Raw genomic sequence first — 17,705 nt, forward strand, 5'->3', positions numbered from 1 at the left:
ACCTTCTAATTTTCCTTGTTTCACAATTTTTTGCAAAAAAATAGCGAAAGCCCTGGGAACATCCCAAGACTCTTACAGGGTTTAATGTAAACACGCTTCACTGAAAACCATGTTTCTCCTATAAAAACCATTCAGGTTAGAAAAAAAACCCCGTCAGATAGTGTATAATTGCCGACACCAATGCGCTTAAAGGAATAGTCAAAACCCACGCTGTTACAATTGTTTTTGCCGTTCCCCAGCGGACGGCTTTCATCCGCTTAGCCGTACCCACACCCATAATTGAAGAAGACACAACGTGGGTGGTACTGACCGGAGCGCCGAAGTGGGTGGCGGTCAAGATCACCAGCGATGAGTTTAAGTCCGCAGCGAAACCATTAATTGGCTCCAATTTAAAGATTTTTCCCCCCATGGTCTTGATAATCCGCCAGCCCCCTGCTGCAGTCCCCAGAGCCATCGCGGTCGCGCAACTGACAATAACCCAAAAAGGAACTCGGAAGTCACTGAGCACGCCAGCGCTGACCAAAGCCATGGTAATGATACCCATCGATTTCTGGGCGTCATTTGAGCCGTGGGAAAAAGACATCATCGCTGCCGATAAGATCTGAAGTTTCCGAAAGAAGTGGTTAACCTTAGCCGGAGACAACCGGCCAACCAGCCAGAACAGGAACGTCATGACCAGAAAACCGCTGATCAGACCGATAATCGGGGAAAAGATCAAAGACTCAATAATTTTCGTGAGGCCCTTAAGATTTAAAGCCCCAAAACCGTGACCGGCTACCACCGCCCCGACCGTCCCGCCGATCAGGGCATGGGAAGAGCTGCTGGGAATACCAAGCAGCCAGGTAAAAATGTTCCAGAAGATGGCCCCCAACATTGCCGCCACCAAAACATCAGGTGTAACCAGTTGGGGTTCCACAATACCTTTGCCAATTGCTTTCGCCACTTCGGTACCGCTCAAGGCACCCACAAAGTTTAAGATCGCTGCCATTGTCACCGCTGTACGCGGTGACATCGCCTTGGTGGAAACAGAAGTAGCTATCGCGTTAGCGGTGTCGTGAAATCCGTTGATGTAGTCAAAAAGCAGGGCGAGAAAAATTATTATGACCAGAATCACGCCAACACCGCTAAGCATATTTCAGCGCCACTCCTTTGAGCAAGTTCGCCACGTCTTCACAGTGATCAAGGGCAGTCTCCAGGTGCTCGTAGACTTCTTTCCACTTAATCACTTCAATCGGGTCTTTAACCTGGTCGAAGAGAGTAGCCACACCCAGCCGATAGAGGTGATCCCCCTTATTCTCAAACTGTTTAATCATTTCACACCTTTGTAAGACCTGATCGTAATTCGCTTTGAGATCCTCAAGTTTTAAAATAACCTGCTTGATCTCTTCCGTTGCTTTAAGCAACACCGCAGCCAATTCCCGAACATCAGACGTTGGCCGCCCGGTTCTATAGAGAACCATCTTCTCAATGGTACCGTGAATATGGTCCAGGATACGGTCAAGCTCTCTGGCTAAAGTGTAAATGTCCTCCCGGTCAAAGGGAGTAAGAAAGGTCTGATTCAGTTTATCCAGAATCGTCTGAATGACGCTATCCCCCTCATCTTCGAGTCGATTGATCTCCACTAGCTTTTCCGGCATGCGCTCGTATTCATCCATCGCGTCCAGCAAGACCGTTGCTCCTGAACAAACAATTTCCGAGCTATCACGAAAAAGTTCATAAAACTTATCTTCTTTCGGTTTTAAGTTCCATCCCAAGTTAAACCCCTCCTAGAGAAGTGGCTGATCACTTTATTACCAGTGTTATTATAGCATACTGTATTCCTGTCCGATGTTAAATCTATGTTAATTCTAATTATCACTGGGCTCCATATTGCCTCCCCTCAGGAGTAACGCTCTGATTTCTGCGATCAAATAGAGTGAGCCGGTAAAACAAACCAGATCGTCAGGACCTGCCAGTTGCAGCGCAAGCCGCACCGCTTTCTCAACATTTTCTTCTAAATAAATCTGCTCAGTGTACCGCCGGGCCAGACTGCCCAATGTCTGCCACTCTACCGCTCGCGTACTGGGCGGCCGAGTAACCACCACCGTGTCCGCCAACGGGCCCAGGATCGCTAACACCTTGTCTCGTTCCTTATCATCAAGCATACCAATGACGAGAATCAGTTTGGTGTAAGCAAAATATTCCTGCAAACTAACAGCCAGAGTTTCAGCACCGGCCTGATTGTGCGCACCGTCCACCACCAGCCAGGGGTGAGTTCTGATGATCTCCAAACGACCCGGCCAGGTAGCCTCGGCTAACCCTCGCCGGATCGCTGGTTCGGGTATGGTAATGTTTTGCTGATTCAACAGATGAGCTACTGTAACCGCGGTAGTCGCGTTGACAAGCTGGTGTTTACCCAGGAGCCGAATAAAAAGATTATCGTAATTGAATTCTCGTCCTGACACATTAAAAGTTTGCCCCTTAATTGAGCTGGCCACACCTACCCACCGAACGTCTTGCCCAATTCGAATCAGGGGAGCCCGTTGGGCGGCGCATTTTTTTTCGATCACCCGCAATACCTCCACCTGGTCAGCCGCGGCCACCACCGGTACCCCAGGTTTAATAATGCCCGCCTTGGCCTGGGCAATTTCTGGCAATGTTGTTCCCAGTTGATCCAGGTGGTCAAACGAGACATTGGTAATTACACTAACCAGGGGTTTGACTACATTCGTTGAATCAAGGAGCCCGCCCAGGCCAACCTCAATAACCGCCAGATCAACCCTTTCTTGACAAAAAAACAGCAAACCGGCGGCAGTCAAAACCTCAAACTCCGTCGGGTGGTCGTAACCCTCGGCCAAAATCTGGTCCACCAGTGGCTGGATGGTGGTAAGCAACCGGGCAAAATCAGCCTCCTTGACCGGCTGCCCATCCAATCGGATCCGCTCCGTATAACTGTGCAGGTGAGGGGAAGTATACAAACCAACTCGATAACCCCCGGCCTGCAGGATCTGGCTGATCATGGCACAGGTTGAACCCTTGCCATTTGTGCCGGCCACATGGATCACGCGCAATTGCCGGTGGGGTTGGCCGAGAAGCTCGAGTAAACGCTCAATCCGGCGCAGCCCTAGGTTCATACCAAATTTATTCAGCTGCTTTAAATAAGCCAGGGCTTCTTGATAATCCAAAAGCAGTTGCCTCCCGTCTAGTATGACCATGTTCGTCAACAGATTTAGCTAAAACATCTAGCGGGGATAGGTTATTATCCGCTCGCAGAGATGCAGCTGTTGTTCTACGGCCGCAACATGGCCAATCTGGCCAGGATCGCCTCTTTTTTCTTTTGAAACTCCCGTTGCTTCTCTCTTTCTTTCTCCACTACCGCCGCCGGGGCTTTGGCCAGGAAACCGGCGTTAGCTAGTTTAACATTTACCCGCTCCAGTTCCTGCTCCAGAGTCACCACTTCTTTCTCCAGGCGTTCGATCTCTTTATTCAAGTCAATCAAACCCTTGAGCGGCATATAGATCTCCACGCGATCAACGAGGGCCGTCATGGCCTGGGCCGGTTTGGTCGAGAAGTGGTGTTGAATCTCAACCTGGCTGGCGTTAGCCAGGTTGACAATGTACGGACGCCCCGTTTCCAGTACCCGGTGAAGGTCCGCTTCCTCGGTAACCAGGATCACCTCGGCCTGGCGACCCGGCGGGAGGTTGAGTTCAGCCCGCAGGTTACGGATAGCTCGGATCACTTCCATAATCAGATTCATGTCCGCTTCCGCGGTCACATTAATCTGCTCCGGTAGTGCCTGCGGCCAGGATGAAATCATCACGCTTTCCTCCTGGTGGGGCAGGTGCTGGTAGATCTCTTCGGTAATAAAAGGCATAAACGGATGCAGCAGTTTCATCGTCCCCAGCAGGACTGTGTACAAAACATGTTGGGCAGCAGCCTTCGACTCTGCGGTTTCCCGGCCATAGAGACGCGGCTTAACTAGCTCAATATACCAGTCGCAGTATTCATTCCAAATGAACTCGTAAAGAGCCCGCGCAGCCTCACCTAGTTCAAAAGCCTCCAGGAAGCTGGTTACTTCCGCCACGGTTCGATGGTAACGACTGAGAATCCACTGATCCGCCAGAGCCAACTGGTCGGGTTTCCTGGCCGGGTCAAAGTCAGTCAAGTTCATGATGACGAAACGCGCCGCATTCCAGATTTTATTGGCAAAATTACGTGTCTGTTCCAAACGCTCGAAGTGGAAACGAACATCATTCCCGGGCGTGTTTCCCGTCACCAGCATGAAGCGGAGGGTATCAGCCCCGTAATGGTCAATAACTTCGATCGGGTCAACTCCGTTCCCCAAAGACTTGCTCATCTTGCGGCCCTGTGCATCCAGGATCAGACCGTGGATCAGTACCTTCCGGAAAGGTACATCGTTCATAAACGCCAGGGCCATAAAGATCATCCGGGCAACCCAGAAAAAAATGATATCGCGACCCGTAACCAGCACTGACGTCGGGTAGAAATGCTCAAGCTCCGGGGTCTGATCCGGCCAGCCCAGGGTCGAAAATGGCCACAGACCCGAACTGAACCAGGTATCCAGCACATCGGGATCCTGCTTCAGATGCTTGCCTTGACAGTTGGGGCAGCAGGTGGGCTCTTCTTTGGCACAAATAATCTCACCACAGTCCTGACAGTACCAGACCGGGATCCGGTGCCCCCACCACAGTTGACGGGAAATACACCAGTCTCTAATATTCTCCAACCAACCCAGGTAGATTTTGGTGAACCGTTCCGGCACAAAGCGAATCCGCCCTTCCCTGACCACCCGCATGGCTGGTTCAGCCAGCGGCTTCATTTTCACGAACCACTGCTTGGAAACCAGGCGCTCCACCACCGTATCACACCGGTAGCACTGTCCAACGGCGTGCTGGTGTTCCTCGACTTTCACCAGCAACCCAAGCTGTTCCAAGTCATGGGTAACCTGACGGCGGCACTCGTCCCGGTCCAGTCCCGCATAGCGGCCGGCATTTTCATTCATCTGCCCCTGTTTGTTAATGACTACCACCTGCGGCAACTGATGACGCAGGCCCATTTCAAAATCATCGGGATCATGGGCCGGGGTCACTTTGACGGCACCCGTTCCGAACTCTTTTTCCACAAAGGGGTCGGCAATAATGGGAATCTCCCGGTTCATCAGCGGCAGAATCACTGTTTGGCCAATCAGCTCCCGGTAGCGGTCATCCTCAGGGTGAACTGCGACCGCGGTATCACCAAGCATCGTTTCCGGTCGGGTCGTCGCCACAGTAATGAACTCGTCCCGGTCTTTCAACGGGTATTTTATGTAATATAAATGTCCGAGCTTGTCCTCGTGCTCGACCTCAATGTCTGATATAGTCGTCTGACACTTGGGGCACCAGTTGATAATATAATCACCTCGGTAAATCAGGCCCTGCTCATACAGCCGGATAAAGACCTCCTGTACCGCCCGGGAGCAACCCTCGTCCATGGTAAACCGCTCGCGCGACCAATCGCAGGATGCGCCCAGAGTCTTTAGTTGATTAGTGATCCGGTTGCCATACTGGTGTTTCCAATCCCAAACCCGCTCCAGGAATTTCTCTCTCCCCAGATCATACTTGCTCAAGCCTTCAGAAGCCAGCTGCTCCTCGACCCTGGCCTGGGTAGCAATCCCTGCGTGGTCGGTTCCCGGCACCCACAGGGCATTATACCCCTGCATCCGCTTGAAACGGATCAGAATGTCCTGCATCGTGTTATCCAGAGCATGTCCCAGGTGCAGCGAACCAGTTACATTGGGCGGCGGCATAACAATCGTAAACGGCTCGCAGTCCGGTTTAACCTCAGCCCGAAAAAAGTTTTTGTCTAACCAGAATTGATACCACTTCTGTTCCACCTGTTTAGGATCATACGTTGTAGAAATTGTTGGTCCCTTTGACATTGAATCGCTCCTTTCCAAGATAATCATGAAAAAAGATCAAAAACTCCTTTGTCCAAAAAGGACGAAAGGAGCCTCTTCCGTGGTACCACCTTTATTCATACCCCCAGCCTGGGGATATGCACTCTTGGGCTGTAACGGGCTGACCCGAGAAAGCCTACCAGGTTCGACCTTCTTACTCCAGTTGACGTTCAATTCCCGCCTACCCGCAAGAAGCCTTTCAGCCAGGGGCTTCCCTCTCTGTCGGGGCCAGGAATCTACTCCTACCTTCATTGTTTTTGTCTTTATACCCTTTAAATCTTATAATAGCCTAAACTAATAAAATTTTAGGCATAATATTGACTTTTGTCAACTCGGATATACCAATTTCTGTTATTGAGCTGGCCCTTGGTCCACTTTTTGCACCATTCAATTCTTAAAACACAATACATTTTTGGCTTATTCCGTACTCTTCTAAAACCATAAGGATGCCTTTTTTATTACTCACGAGTTATCCCCGAGCTCTTTGCCCTCGCCAGTTTTTTTGTTGGAAAGGTAGCCGGGGTCCAGCTGACCGGCCGCAATCGCGCCAATGGTTGAGAGCAAACCGCAATAACCGACAACGATAAGCATCTCAGCAATGGTCAGCAGCCTCGGCGCTATCACCGACAACAACCAGAGAAAAGCCAGACCTAAAAATAACCCGACCAGAAATCCATTGTGCCAATTTGTCAGAATACCTCTGCCGGCAACAAATCCTCCCAGGATAGGGCTGAGAGTTCCTAAGGCAAGAAAGTAGGCACTCAGGTTATAGTCCCCCCCTCCCTTGATGAGCAGATAAGCAATGGCCAGTATCAGCCCAGCTGCTAACGCGCAAGCAGCGGTGATTAACCCAACCGTAATTTTAACGGGATTAATAACCTCATAAAAATCATTAATCGGGGTCCTCAACAAACCCACCCTTTTCAATTAAACACCCCCTCAACTTTGTTTGCCCCTATTTTACCCATGGCTTGACTGACCGGCTGCCTATATGAAACAATAAGATGGAAATTATCGATTCAAGAAAGGAAAAGATGATGAATAATTCGAGATTCTCTCCCCTGACTGCGGATCTCTGTCTGCTGGGAGTTACCGCCATCTGGGGCGCCACTTTTGTTACGGTAAAAAACGCTTTACCGTACATCCCAACCTTCAGTTTCCTGGCCGTGCGTTTTTTGATTGCCGCAGTATGCTTGGCCGCCATCTACCCTTCGCGAGTTAAGGCTTTAAACCGCCGCACTCTCAGAGCAGGGATTTTAATTGGCGTCTTCCTGTTCGCGGGCTACGGGTTTCAAACCTTTGGACTTGTTTACACAACAGCATCAAATGCTGGTTTTATCACTGGTCTTTCGGTTGTGATCGTCCCGATGATAATGACAGTAATCACGCGCCAGATGCCGGCATGGCCAACCACCCTGGGTGTGATCAGCGCCACTACTGGCTTGGGCTTGCTATCTCTGGGGGATACTTGGCAAATAAATGTGGGTGACGGACTGGTTCTGCTGTGTGCTTTTGGTTTCGCCCTACACATCGTGACTGTTGGTCGATACGCGCCCAACTTGGATACCGTTGCTCTAGCCGTCGTACAAATTGCCACGGTCGCCGTTCTGTCTGGACTATGTGCTACCTTCTTTGAAACCTGGCCTGAGCGGATTGCGCAAAACGTCTGGATGGCCTGGTTGATTACGGCTATCCCGGCCACTTCCTTGGCCTTCTTGATTCAAAACACCATGCAAAAGTTTACCACCGCTACCCGAACCGCGATTGTTTTTTCGATGGAGCCCGTTTTCTCAGCCATCTTCGCTTATTACCTAGCTGGCGAAGTCTTAACCATGAGAAGTCTGGTCGGCTGCGGTCTAATTCTGCTGGGCATGGTGCTGGCCGAAGCCAAACTTCCTCCATTGAACAAACTTCTTTCTAGTAGCACTTCAAGCTGGTTGACGGCAAAAAATCAGCACAGCGACCAATACAGTAAATAATACGCGGGAGTCTGCTAAATAGAACAAATTGGCTCGGCAAAACTAAGGGAAGTGTTCCTTAAAGAACATACCCCTTACTTATTACTTATTAATTGCTCGATTCGCTGACCCAACTCCTCGACGCCGAGTCCCGTTTCCGCCGAGAACACAACAACTTCCTCCTGCTCCGATAAACCCAGGTTCTGCCGCAGTATCTTGACGTGCTGGAGCCAGCGTCCACGTGAAAGTTTATCGGCCTTGGTGGCGACAATAATCCGTGGAAGCTGATAATGGACTAACCATTCAAACATCTGTTGGTCCTCCCGACTTGGCGGGTGTCGCAAGTCAATGAGTTGCAGCACACCGCGTAAATTAGGCCGCTTGGTCAAATAGCTGGTAATCATCTTCTCCCAGCGGGCTTTTGTTCCCGGATCAACCCGGGCATAACCGTATCCAGGTAAGTCGACAAAATACCAAAGGCCATTGATTAAGTAAAAATTAAGCGTTTGGGTCTTGCCCGGGGTGCTACTGGTGCGGGCTAATGACCGCCGATTGGTAAACCGGTTAATTAAGGATGACTTACCCACATTAGAACGCCCCACCAAGGCCAGTTCTGGAAGCTGGCTGGTGGGGTATTGTTGTGGATTAACGGCACAAGCCACAAATTCAGCCGACTTGATTTTCATTGGTACCAGTCTCCTCTAGTGCTCTGGCTAAAACTTCGTCCATATGCTCAACCAAGACAAACTGCAACTTACGTTTAACATTAACCGGGATTTCCTCAAGATCCTTTTTATTGTCACGGGGCAGCAGAATAGTTTTTATACCGGCACGGTGTGCCGCCAGAACCTTTTCTTTAATACCGCCAACCGGCAACACCCGGCCCCGGAGGGTAATCTCGCCTGTCATCGCCAGATCTGGTCTGACTCGCCGGTTGCTTAAGGCTGAAGCCAGTGCTGTTGCCATGGTTATCCCTGCTGATGGGCCATCTTTCGGAATTGCACCTTCCGGCACATGGATATGAATATCATAGTTTTCGTGGAACTTCTCATCGATACCCAGCTCAGTCGCTTTGGACCTGACATAACTAAAACTGGCTTGAGCGGATTCCTTCATTACTTCACCCAGTTTACCCGTCATGGTCAGCTGTCCTTTCCCGCGCAGCAAAGCTACCTCAATTGCCATCACATCCCCGCCGCTTTCGGTCCAAGCCAAACCAGTAGCCACACCAACCTGGCTATCCTTCTCGGCAACACCATAACGATAACGGGGTATCCCCAGATATTGTTCCAGGTTTTGGACCGTTACCTTAACCTTTTTCTGCTTGTCTTTAACGATTTGACGGGCAGCCTTCCGGCAGATTGCCGCAATTTCCCTTTCCAAATTACGTACCCCGGCTTCGCGAGTATACTCCCGGATAATTTTGCGGAAGACATTTTCCGACAAAGTGATCTGTTCTGGTTTTAGCCCGTGTTCCTTGAGTTGCTTCGGCAATAAGTAGTTCGTTCCAATCCGGACCTTTTCTTCCTCCGTATAGCCGGAAAGGTAAATGAGCTCCATCCGGTCCAGGAGTGGACGTGGTATATTGTATTGAGAATTGGCGGTAGTAATAAACATCACCCTCGACAGATCGAAGGGAACTTCAATGTAATGGTCACTGAATGTATGGTTCTGTTCCGGATCTAAAACTTCTAACAAAGCTGCCGAAGGGTCACCTCGGAAGTCCATACTCATCTTGTCAATTTCGTCAAGCAAAAAAACCGGATTACGTGAACCCGCCTGTCTGATCCCCTGAATGATTCGACCGGGCATCGCCCCAACGTATGTCCGTCGATGGCCGCGGATTTCCGCCTCATCGCGCACGCCGCCAAGTGACATACGGACGAATTTTCTTTCCAGGGCTCGCGCAATTGATTTAGCCAGCGATGTTTTTCCGACCCCGGGTGGGCCCACAAAACAAATGATTGGCCCCTTCATTTTATTCGCCAGTTTACGAATAGCCAAATACTCCAATATTCTTTCTTTAGGCTTCTTCAGTCCGTAATGATCTTCATCCAAGATCTTTTCTGCTACGTCCAGGTTCAAACGATCGCGGGTTTCCTTTTGCCAGGGTAAGCTCAGTAGCCAATCCAGATAGTTACGTACTACCACGGCTTCCGCCACCATCGGCGGCATCTTTTCCAGGCGTTCGACTTCTTTGAGGGCTTTTTCTTCTACTTCTTTGGGAAACTCTGCTTTGGCGATCTTTTCGCGCAGTTCCTCTCCCTCAGCAACTCGTTCGTCTTTTTCTCCTAGTTCCTTCTGGATTGCCTTCATCTGCTCGCGAAGGTAATACTCTTTCTGGGTCTTCTCCATCTGCTTTCGCACGCGGATGTTAATTTTCCGTTCGAGTTCCAGGATCTCCATTTCCTTAGCCAGGATTTCGCACAGAGCCTCTAGTCTCCGCTTAACATCAAGTGCCTCCAGGATCATCTGTTTGTCAGCAATACGGAGAGCCAGGTGCGAAGCGATAATATCAGCCAACCGTCCCGGTTCTTCCAGCGAAATCACAGATACAACGGTTTCCGGCGGGATTTTTTTACTCATCTTCACATATTGCTCGAACTGGTAGACCAGGCTTCGCATCAGGGCTTCAATTTCTGAGGTCTTGGGCTGTTCTTCCGAGTATTCTCTCACTTCCACTTTTATATAAGGCTCGTAGGCAACGTACCGAACAATCTCTGCTCGGGACAATCCCTCAACGAGAACCCGAATCGTCCCGCCCGGTAGTTTCAACAATTGCTTTATTTCGGCAATCGTGCCGATTCGGTAAATGTCTTCTTCCTGCGGGTCATCGGTCTGCGCCTCCTTTTGGGTAACTAGAAATATCTCGCGCGCCTGAATCATCGCCTCTTCGATCGCGTTGACTGATTTTTCTCGCCCCACATCAAGATGAATCACCATATATGGAAATACCAAGATCCCCCTGAGAGGAAGAAGTGGTAACTGGCGTGTCATGGTGCTTTCACTGCGCTCCTCGATCATCTTGGTGTGCACCTCCTTCGTCTCATCATAATTCTTTTTTCGTGAATACTAGTAACTATATTCTACTATGGCCTTACCATTCCTGCAACTTCGGTCCTGGGAGTTATTGGACGCAGCATTCACCGAGAATAAATAATACAGGGCTGGTTAAATCCCAACCCACAATTGTTTGAGCAACAGCAAAAATATATTTACATATTTAAACGATGCTATAACTGAGAAGCACTAAGAAACTCCACATTAGTCGGCAAGAGATCCAGTTCGGTATTCTTCTCAGCCGGCAACAAGGCCAACTCTAAAACTTCATCCAACCGTTCTACTGGAATAACCTCGATTTCCTTGTACCCTTTGAACATCTCCTGCCAGTTTTCTTTCGGTATAATCACCCGTCTTACCCCGGCCTGACGAGCGGCCTCGATTTTCGCGACCACCCCGCCAATTGGTTTAATGTTTCCCCGCACAGAGACCTCACCCGTCATGGCCAAACGATTGTCTACTGGTTTATTCAGAATAGCAGAACAAATCGCCGTAGCAATGGTAACCCCGGCTGATGGTCCATCAATCGGCACTCCCCCGGGAAAGTTGACGTGAATGTCATAATTTCGGGGGTCTACTTCCAGATACCGTCTTAAAACGGTAATTACGTTCTCAACCGAACCCTTGGCCATGCTCTTCCGCCGGACAGTTTTCCCTGGTCCGCCCAGTTCTTCTTCCTCGATCATCCCGGTGACAGTGACACGACCGGTCCCTTTCACAGTTGGAATAGCACTGACTTCAACCTCAACCAGTGTCCCTAAATTTGGCCCGTACACCGCCAGCCCATTGACGAGTCCAACCTGCGGCTGTTGAGGAATCTTCTTTTCCGGCCGGGGTGAATACTGGCCGCTGTTGACCACCCACTCCACCTCGTCGACGCAAATGGTTCGACTTCCGCGGGTGATCGCCAACCCCGCCGCAATCTGGACAATGTTGACTGCCTCCCGGCCATTGGTTGCATATTTCTTGATTACATTGATCGCTTCTTGGCCCAAGCAAAAGTCAATCTTCTTAGCCGCATTCGCCGCAATCAGGCCGATCTCGTCGGGTAACAGGGCCCGAAAGAATACCTCCAAACAGCGGGATCGAATCGCCGGAGGAATCTCCTGCGGCATCCGGGTAGTCGCCCCCACCATTCTAAAATCCGCTGGCAAACCATTCTGAAAGATATCATGAATATGGCTCGGAATATTCGTGTCCTCCGAACTGTAGTAGGCACTTTCCAGAAAAACCTTTCGGTCTTCCAAAACTTTAAGAAGTTTATTCATTTGCACAGGGTGTAACTCACCGATTTCATCGATGAAAAGCATCCCGCCGTGGGCTTTCGTTACCGCCCCCGGCTTGGGCTGGGGAATCCCCGCCATGCCGAGTGGACCAGCCCCTTGATAGATCGGGTCATGCACGGAACCAATCAAAGGATCGGCAATTCCTCTTTCGTCAAATCTGGCGGTTGTCGCGTCAATCTCCACAAATTTGGCCTCTTCACCAAACGGTGAAAAGGGATTATTCTTGGCTTCCTCCAGAACCAGGCGTGCTGCCGCCGTCTTACCTACGCCCGGGGGTCCATAGATAATCACATGCTGCGGATTAGGGCCACAGAGAGCCGCCCTCAATGCTTTCAGTCCCTCTTCCTGCCCAATGATTTCCTCAAACTTGCTGGGACGGGTTTTTTCTGAGAGGGGTTCTGTTAAGGAAATCTGCCGCATCTTCTGGAGTTTATCCATTTCCTTCTGAGACTCACGCTGCACAGCTACCCGGTTACCTTGCTGACTTTTCAAGAGATTCCAAAAATATAGACCGATAATAATCCCAAAAAAGATCTGAATAAAAGTCAGAAAACCACCAACACCGCTTAAAAAATCCATCTTCTTCACACTCCCCCCACTGTTTGGGTTCACTACCTTTTACCTTTGTTAGTATTACCAGGCGCGCCATTTTTAATCGATTGGGGGGAGTTAAAAAGCAGGCCGTTTAGCCTGCTTTTGAATATCCTTCTTGATATCCACCTAAGCCGATTCTTCTTTCTTTTTCTTCCGCTCGACCGTCACTAAAAGCGGTTCTTCCTTCTTCAAAATAACTTCCTTCGTGATAACACACTTGGTTACATCGCTACGTGAAGGAATGTTATACATGACATCTAGCATAATGTCTTCAAAAATTGCCCGCAAGCCTCTGGCTCCAGTGTTCCGTTTGATTGCCTCTTTTGCCACCGCAACCAGAGCATCTTCTTTAAACTCTAGCTGAACTCCATCAAGCTCAAACAGCTTCTGGTATTGTTTGACCAGAGCATTTCTGGGCTCAGTCAAGATCCGAATCAAAGCCGACTCATCCAGGGCATCCAGGGTAACGATAATCGGCAAACGCCCAACAAACTCGGGAATTAAGCCGTACTTCAGGAGATCGACCGGGAGGATTTGTTCCAGGATCTCCCCGATTTTCTTTTCACCCTTGGACTGAATTTCTGCCCCAAAACCTAACCCCTTTTGTCCGATCCGGTTCTGAATAATTTTCTCGATGCCGTCAAAGGCACCACCACAGATGAAAAGAATGTTGGTGGTATCCAACTGAATGAATTCCTGATGGGGGTGCTTTCGTCCACCCTGGGGCGGCACACTGGCTACTGTTCCCTCCAGAATTTTCAGCAACGCCTGCTGCACACCCTCGCCGGAAACGTCGCGCGTTATTGAAGGATTCTCCGACTTACGGGCTATTTTATCGATCTCATCAATATACACAATCCCTTTTTCTGCTTTTTCCACGTCATAGTCGGCGGCCTGGATTAACTTGAGCAAGATATTCTCTACATCTTCCCCAACATAACCCGCTTCCGTTAAAGACGTAGCGTCAGCGATGGCAAATGGTACATTGAGAATTTTCGCTAGAGTCTGGGCAAGGAGAGTCTTTCCGCTACCAGTTGGGCCAAGCATCACAATGTTGCTTTTTTGCAGCTCAACGTCGTCAATTTTCATCCCCAGGTTGATACGCTTATAGTGGTTATAAACCGCGACTGCCAGCGACTTCTTAGCTTTTTCCTGGCCAATTACGTACTGGTCGAGGATCTCTTTAATCTCACGCGGTTTGGGAATATCACCGAGTTCAAAACTTACCTCTTCGTTTAATTCTTCTTCGATGATCTCGTTGCATAGCTCGATGCATTCATCACAAATATACACACCTAGCCCGGCAACGAGTTTTTTGACCTGATCCTGGAGCTTTCCACAGAACGAACACTTGAGCTGGCTTTTTTCGTCACCAAATTTATACATGTTATCACCTCTCTGCCCTAAACTTTACTTTTAGAAACCCTCGAGACCATCACCTCGTCAATAATTCCATATTTTTTCGCTTCTTCTGCCGACATGAAGAAATCTCTCTCAGTATCCTTTTCGATCCTCTCTAAGGGTTGCCCTGTTCTTTCTGCCAAGATCCGATTTAATCGTTCTTTAATTCTCACGATCCGTCTGGCATGAATCTCAATATCAGTTGCCTGGCCCTGGGTACCACCAAGTGGTTGGTGGATCATTACTTCAGCATTGGCCAAAGCCAACCGCTTACCTTTCGTTCCAGCCGCGAGCAAAAATGCTCCCATACTCGCCGCTAAGCCAACACAAATCGTGGCTACATCGCAACGAACATACTGCATGGTGTCATAAATCGCCATCCCGGCGGTGATGGAGCCGCCCGGACTGTTAATGTAGAGCTGGATATCTTTGTCCGGATCTTCCGCTTCTAAAAACAACATCTGCGCGATTACCAAATTAGCTACATGGTCATCAATTGGACTGCCCAAAAAGATGATCCGGTCCTTTAAAAGCCTGGAATAGATATCGTACGCTCTTTCTCCCCGGTTAGTCTGTTCAACAACCATTGGAATTAAATATGACATGTTTGAAACACCTGCCTTTGCACCTGAAAAGTGACTTCAAGTTTGAATTTATTACTATAAATCTATCGTTGTCCGAAGTTAAATATACTTCTTAATCTATTTTTCTATTCGGTAGCCCCCGCCTCGATCTCCTTTTCTTCTTCGGTTGCTTTGGTCAAACCTTCAATTGTTACCGGTTTAACAACGGACTTGCTTTGCTCTACTAAAAACTTAACGACTTTGTCCAATTTGATCCTATAATCAAGTGAATCCCGGATCCCCAGCATGGTTTTGCGCATTTCCACCGGGTCACGTTGATACTGTTCGGCCATCTGAACTACCTCTCGTTCGAAGTCTTCATCAGATACTTCGATCTGCTCAACTTTCGCAATCTGTTCAAGCACCAGATTTGTTTTAACCGCCTGTTCGGCCTGTGCCCAGAACTGCTGCTTCAACTGTTCTCTGGTCAAATCGGAAAACTGCAGGTACTGTTCCAGCGAGATCCCTTGAAAACGCAGGCGCTGGCCAAACTCATCGACCATGCTCTCTGCTTTCTGGTCAATCATCACCGTTGGAATGTCCACCTGAGCTGCTTCAACCACCTTGCGAACCACTTCTTCCTCATACGCCCGCTTGGCCCTGGCTTCTGCCCCCTGCTGCAAGGATTTAGCCACATCGGCCTTGAGTTCTTCCAGGGTGGAAAACTCGCTGACATCCTTGGCAAACTCATCGTCAATTGGACTCAGTTCCTTGCGCTTAATTCCTTTGACCGTCACCTGGAATACCGCATCCTGGCCGGCCAGATCCTGAACGTAATAATCCGTGGGAAAAGTCGCCTTGACCTCTCTTTCTTCCCCGATGGCTGCCCCGATTAGCTGTTCCTCAAACCCAGGAATAAATGTCCCCGAACCAATTTCCAGATTATATTCATTAGCCTTTCCGCCCGCAAAAGGTTCACCATTGATTGTCCCGACAAAATCAATTGTCACCTGATCGCCCTTTTCAACCGTCCCTTCTTCTAAAGCGACCAGCTTGGCATGCCGCTGTTGCAGTCTCTCGAGGTAATTTTGCACATCCTCATCAGTAACCGCAATGTCTAGTTTCTCGGCTTCGATCTCCTTATACTGCCCCAATTCAACTTCCGGCTTAACAGTCACTGTCGCCTTAAAAATAAAAGGCCGGCCTGATTCAAGCTGGACAATGCTGATGTCGGGCTGGTCAACCGGGTCGATCGCCGCTTCTTTAACCGCCTGGGAATAGGCTTCCGGGATAATAAGTTCTATCGCATCCTCATACAGGACTTCTTTGCCAAGTCTAGCCTCCAGAATCGGTCGCGGCACCTTACCTTTGCGAAAACCCGGAATATTGACTTTCTTCACTACTTTTCGGTAAGCTTGCTCCAGTGCCTGCTCTAATTTCGCTTCATCTACTTCAACTTCTAAGGCCACCTGATTCTTCTGTATTCTTTCCACGGTTGTTTTCATTTATGCTCCCCCTTGTTCTTGGTTTATTTTATGACAGAAGTAAATGAATCGTACCACCATAGTTTTTCCAGCCAGTTTCGAAAAAATAACTGTTTTTTACAGTTATTCTACAATCATTCATTATTTCCTTCTGCTAACTAAAAAGAATAAAGGAAAAGCCGCCCCCCTCTGGGCAGCCACTATGTCTAAAAGTGGAGCGGAAAACGGGATTCGAACCCGCGACCCTCGCCTTGGCAAGGCGATGCTCTACCACTGAGCTACTTCCGCAAGATAATGGTTGTTATTTATCATCATAGTAGACTAAATTTCGAGCTGGTGCGGGAGAAGGGACTTGAACCCCCACGGTTTCCCGCCAGATCCTAAGTCTGGTGCGTCTGCCAATTCCGCCACTCCCGCCAGTTTAGACCCAATGCGAGTTATGACGAGTAATCTCGTTCCCAGGTACCTACTCATCTGCCGCAAGGATTATACTAACAAAATTATCAATCGGTGTCAAGACTAAGCAAACAGGAAAATTAACCATATAATCCTGGGGTTTTATCATTTCCTGGAAACAAAAAAGGTGTGCCGGAATAAGCTCCTTCACACCAGATTTACTAAATTGGCTGGGGCGGCAGGACTCGAACCTACGAATGCGGGAGTCAAAGTCCCGTGCCTTACCGACTTGGCTACGCCCCAATAAGCTTTAACTTAACCAGAGCAATGACAAGAGATATTATACAAAAATCTTCACGTTCTGTCAAGGTCCCTTCAATCTCTGGAAACACTTATAAGAAGCCTAAATCCTTTGGACTCACCCATGATAAGTCCTACGGATCTTGTTCAGTATCTTTCAAGCCTTGATAATTAAGGCTGGCGCGCCCGGCAGGATTCGAACCTGCGACCTCTGGATTCGAAGTCCATCACTCTATCCAGCTGAGCTACGGGCGCCGATCATGAATAAGGTAAGGCACCTCCACCTTATGGTGTTCCTTATTACGGTGAATATTATACTGAAAAATCAGGGACTTGGCAAGGTTGTTGTAAGTAAAGACGGTGTCAACTTGTTGTAGGATTTTTTAATTAAAAAATTCCCCTCTTTGGATTAGCGGGGGCGCCGCCCCCGCACCCCCGCCCTCGCCGGGAGGCAGACGGTCAGGCTTTGCCCGCCCGTTTAGCAATAGGGTGTTTTTTCTGGGCTGTCAAGGGCAAGGTCGCTTCGCTCCCCGTCTCTGACGGCCCTTGACAGCCATTTTATTGCGTAATCAAGCCCTCATGCTGGATGGAACGCAATATTCTAAACAATGGGGTTACCTTTCCTATGTTTTTTGCCGTAACGTTTCTCAATGTTTCCATACCGACTCCATAGAATGCTTTCTGTGCACGTTCCATCGCTTTTTTGACCAGGCCACTTACTTCTTTTT

12 protein-coding genes, 4 tRNA genes and 1 other annotated feature are annotated in these 17,705 nt (G+C 49.1%); of the genes, 1 reads left to right on the forward strand and 15 read right to left on the reverse strand.

The window, feature by feature from the left end; all coding sequences use genetic code 11:
- Positions 1-136 precede the first annotated feature (136 nt).
- The 5 genes from HPY81_07135 to HPY81_07155 all read right to left on the reverse strand — a co-directional run bounded on the left by HPY81_07135 (position 137) and on the right by HPY81_07155 (position 6,862).
- A complete protein-coding gene (locus HPY81_07135) occupies positions 137-1,132 on the reverse strand; it encodes an inorganic phosphate transporter (protein ID NPV27210.1) in 996 nt (331 codons plus the stop codon).
- Entirely contained in the window at positions 1,125-1,754 is a 630-nt protein-coding gene (locus HPY81_07140) for a DUF47 domain-containing protein (GenBank protein NPV27211.1), read from the reverse strand. The genes HPY81_07135 and HPY81_07140 overlap by 8 nt, the downstream gene beginning before the upstream one ends.
- Before the next feature lie 93 nt (positions 1,755-1,847).
- The gene (locus tag HPY81_07145; protein ID NPV27212.1) at positions 1,848-3,164 is read right to left on the reverse strand and encodes a bifunctional folylpolyglutamate synthase/dihydrofolate synthase; all 1,317 of its coding nucleotides are present in this window, start codon (positions 3,162-3,164) and stop codon (positions 1,848-1,850) included.
- Positions 3,165-3,268: 104 nt separating this feature from the next.
- On the reverse strand, positions 3,269-5,917 hold the full coding sequence (locus HPY81_07150) for a valine--tRNA ligase (GenBank protein NPV27213.1): 2,649 nt from the start codon (positions 5,915-5,917) through the stop codon (positions 3,269-3,271).
- A 54-nt stretch (positions 5,918-5,971) separates the two neighbouring features.
- Positions 5,972-6,196: a binding site (T-box leader), on the reverse strand.
- A gap of 201 nt (positions 6,197-6,397) precedes the next feature.
- Positions 6,398-6,862 (reverse strand): hypothetical protein, encoded by a 465-nt coding sequence (locus HPY81_07155; protein NPV27214.1) that lies wholly within the window; start codon positions 6,860-6,862, stop codon positions 6,398-6,400.
- A gap of 107 nt (positions 6,863-6,969) precedes the next feature.
- Between HPY81_07155 and HPY81_07160 the strand changes: the two genes are divergently transcribed.
- The gene (locus HPY81_07160; GenBank protein NPV27215.1) at positions 6,970-7,914 is read left to right on the forward strand and encodes a DMT family transporter; all 945 of its coding nucleotides are present in this window, start codon (positions 6,970-6,972) and stop codon (positions 7,912-7,914) included.
- 74 nt (positions 7,915-7,988) lie between these two features.
- Here HPY81_07160 and HPY81_07165 read toward each other — a convergent pair whose 3' ends face one another.
- The 10 genes from HPY81_07165 to HPY81_07210 all read right to left on the reverse strand — a co-directional run bounded on the left by HPY81_07165 (position 7,989) and on the right by HPY81_07210 (position 17,232).
- On the reverse strand, positions 7,989-8,579 hold the full coding sequence (locus HPY81_07165; GenBank protein NPV27216.1) for a YihA family ribosome biogenesis GTP-binding protein: 591 nt from the start codon (positions 8,577-8,579) through the stop codon (positions 7,989-7,991).
- Positions 8,560-10,917 (reverse strand): endopeptidase La, encoded by a 2,358-nt coding sequence (lon, locus tag HPY81_07170; GenBank protein NPV27217.1) that lies wholly within the window; start codon positions 10,915-10,917, stop codon positions 8,560-8,562. The genes HPY81_07165 and lon overlap by 20 nt, the downstream gene beginning before the upstream one ends.
- 209 nt (positions 10,918-11,126) lie before the next feature.
- Positions 11,127-12,818, reverse strand: a complete 1,692-nt coding sequence (gene lonB / locus HPY81_07175) for an ATP-dependent protease LonB (GenBank protein ID NPV27218.1) — start codon at positions 12,816-12,818, stop codon at positions 11,127-11,129.
- A 141-nt stretch (positions 12,819-12,959) separates the two neighbouring features.
- The gene (gene clpX / locus HPY81_07180) at positions 12,960-14,219 is read right to left on the reverse strand and encodes an ATP-dependent Clp protease ATP-binding subunit ClpX (GenBank protein NPV27219.1); all 1,260 of its coding nucleotides are present in this window, start codon (positions 14,217-14,219) and stop codon (positions 12,960-12,962) included.
- Between the two features lie 17 nt (positions 14,220-14,236).
- Complete coding sequence (clpP, locus tag HPY81_07185; protein NPV27220.1) at positions 14,237-14,839, reverse strand: ATP-dependent Clp endopeptidase proteolytic subunit ClpP; 603 nt, start codon at positions 14,837-14,839, stop codon at positions 14,237-14,239.
- A 104-nt stretch (positions 14,840-14,943) separates the two neighbouring features.
- Positions 14,944-16,302, reverse strand: a complete 1,359-nt coding sequence (locus HPY81_07190; protein ID NPV27221.1) for a trigger factor — start codon at positions 16,300-16,302, stop codon at positions 14,944-14,946.
- Positions 16,303-16,494: 192 nt separating this feature from the next.
- Positions 16,495-16,569, reverse strand: a tRNA-Gly gene (locus tag HPY81_07195).
- Positions 16,570-16,615: 46 nt separating this feature from the next.
- Positions 16,616-16,698: transfer RNA gene (locus tag HPY81_07200), tRNA-Leu, on the reverse strand.
- A gap of 206 nt (positions 16,699-16,904) precedes the next feature.
- A tRNA-Gln gene (locus HPY81_07205) sits at positions 16,905-16,980 on the reverse strand.
- 175 nt (positions 16,981-17,155) lie between these two features.
- A tRNA-Arg gene (locus tag HPY81_07210) sits at positions 17,156-17,232 on the reverse strand.
- Between the last annotated feature and the right edge of the window lie 473 nt (positions 17,233-17,705).

It is taken from the genome of Bacillota bacterium, assembly GCA_013178045.1.
Taxonomy (GTDB): domain Bacteria; phylum Bacillota; class Ch66; order Ch66; family Ch66; genus Ch66.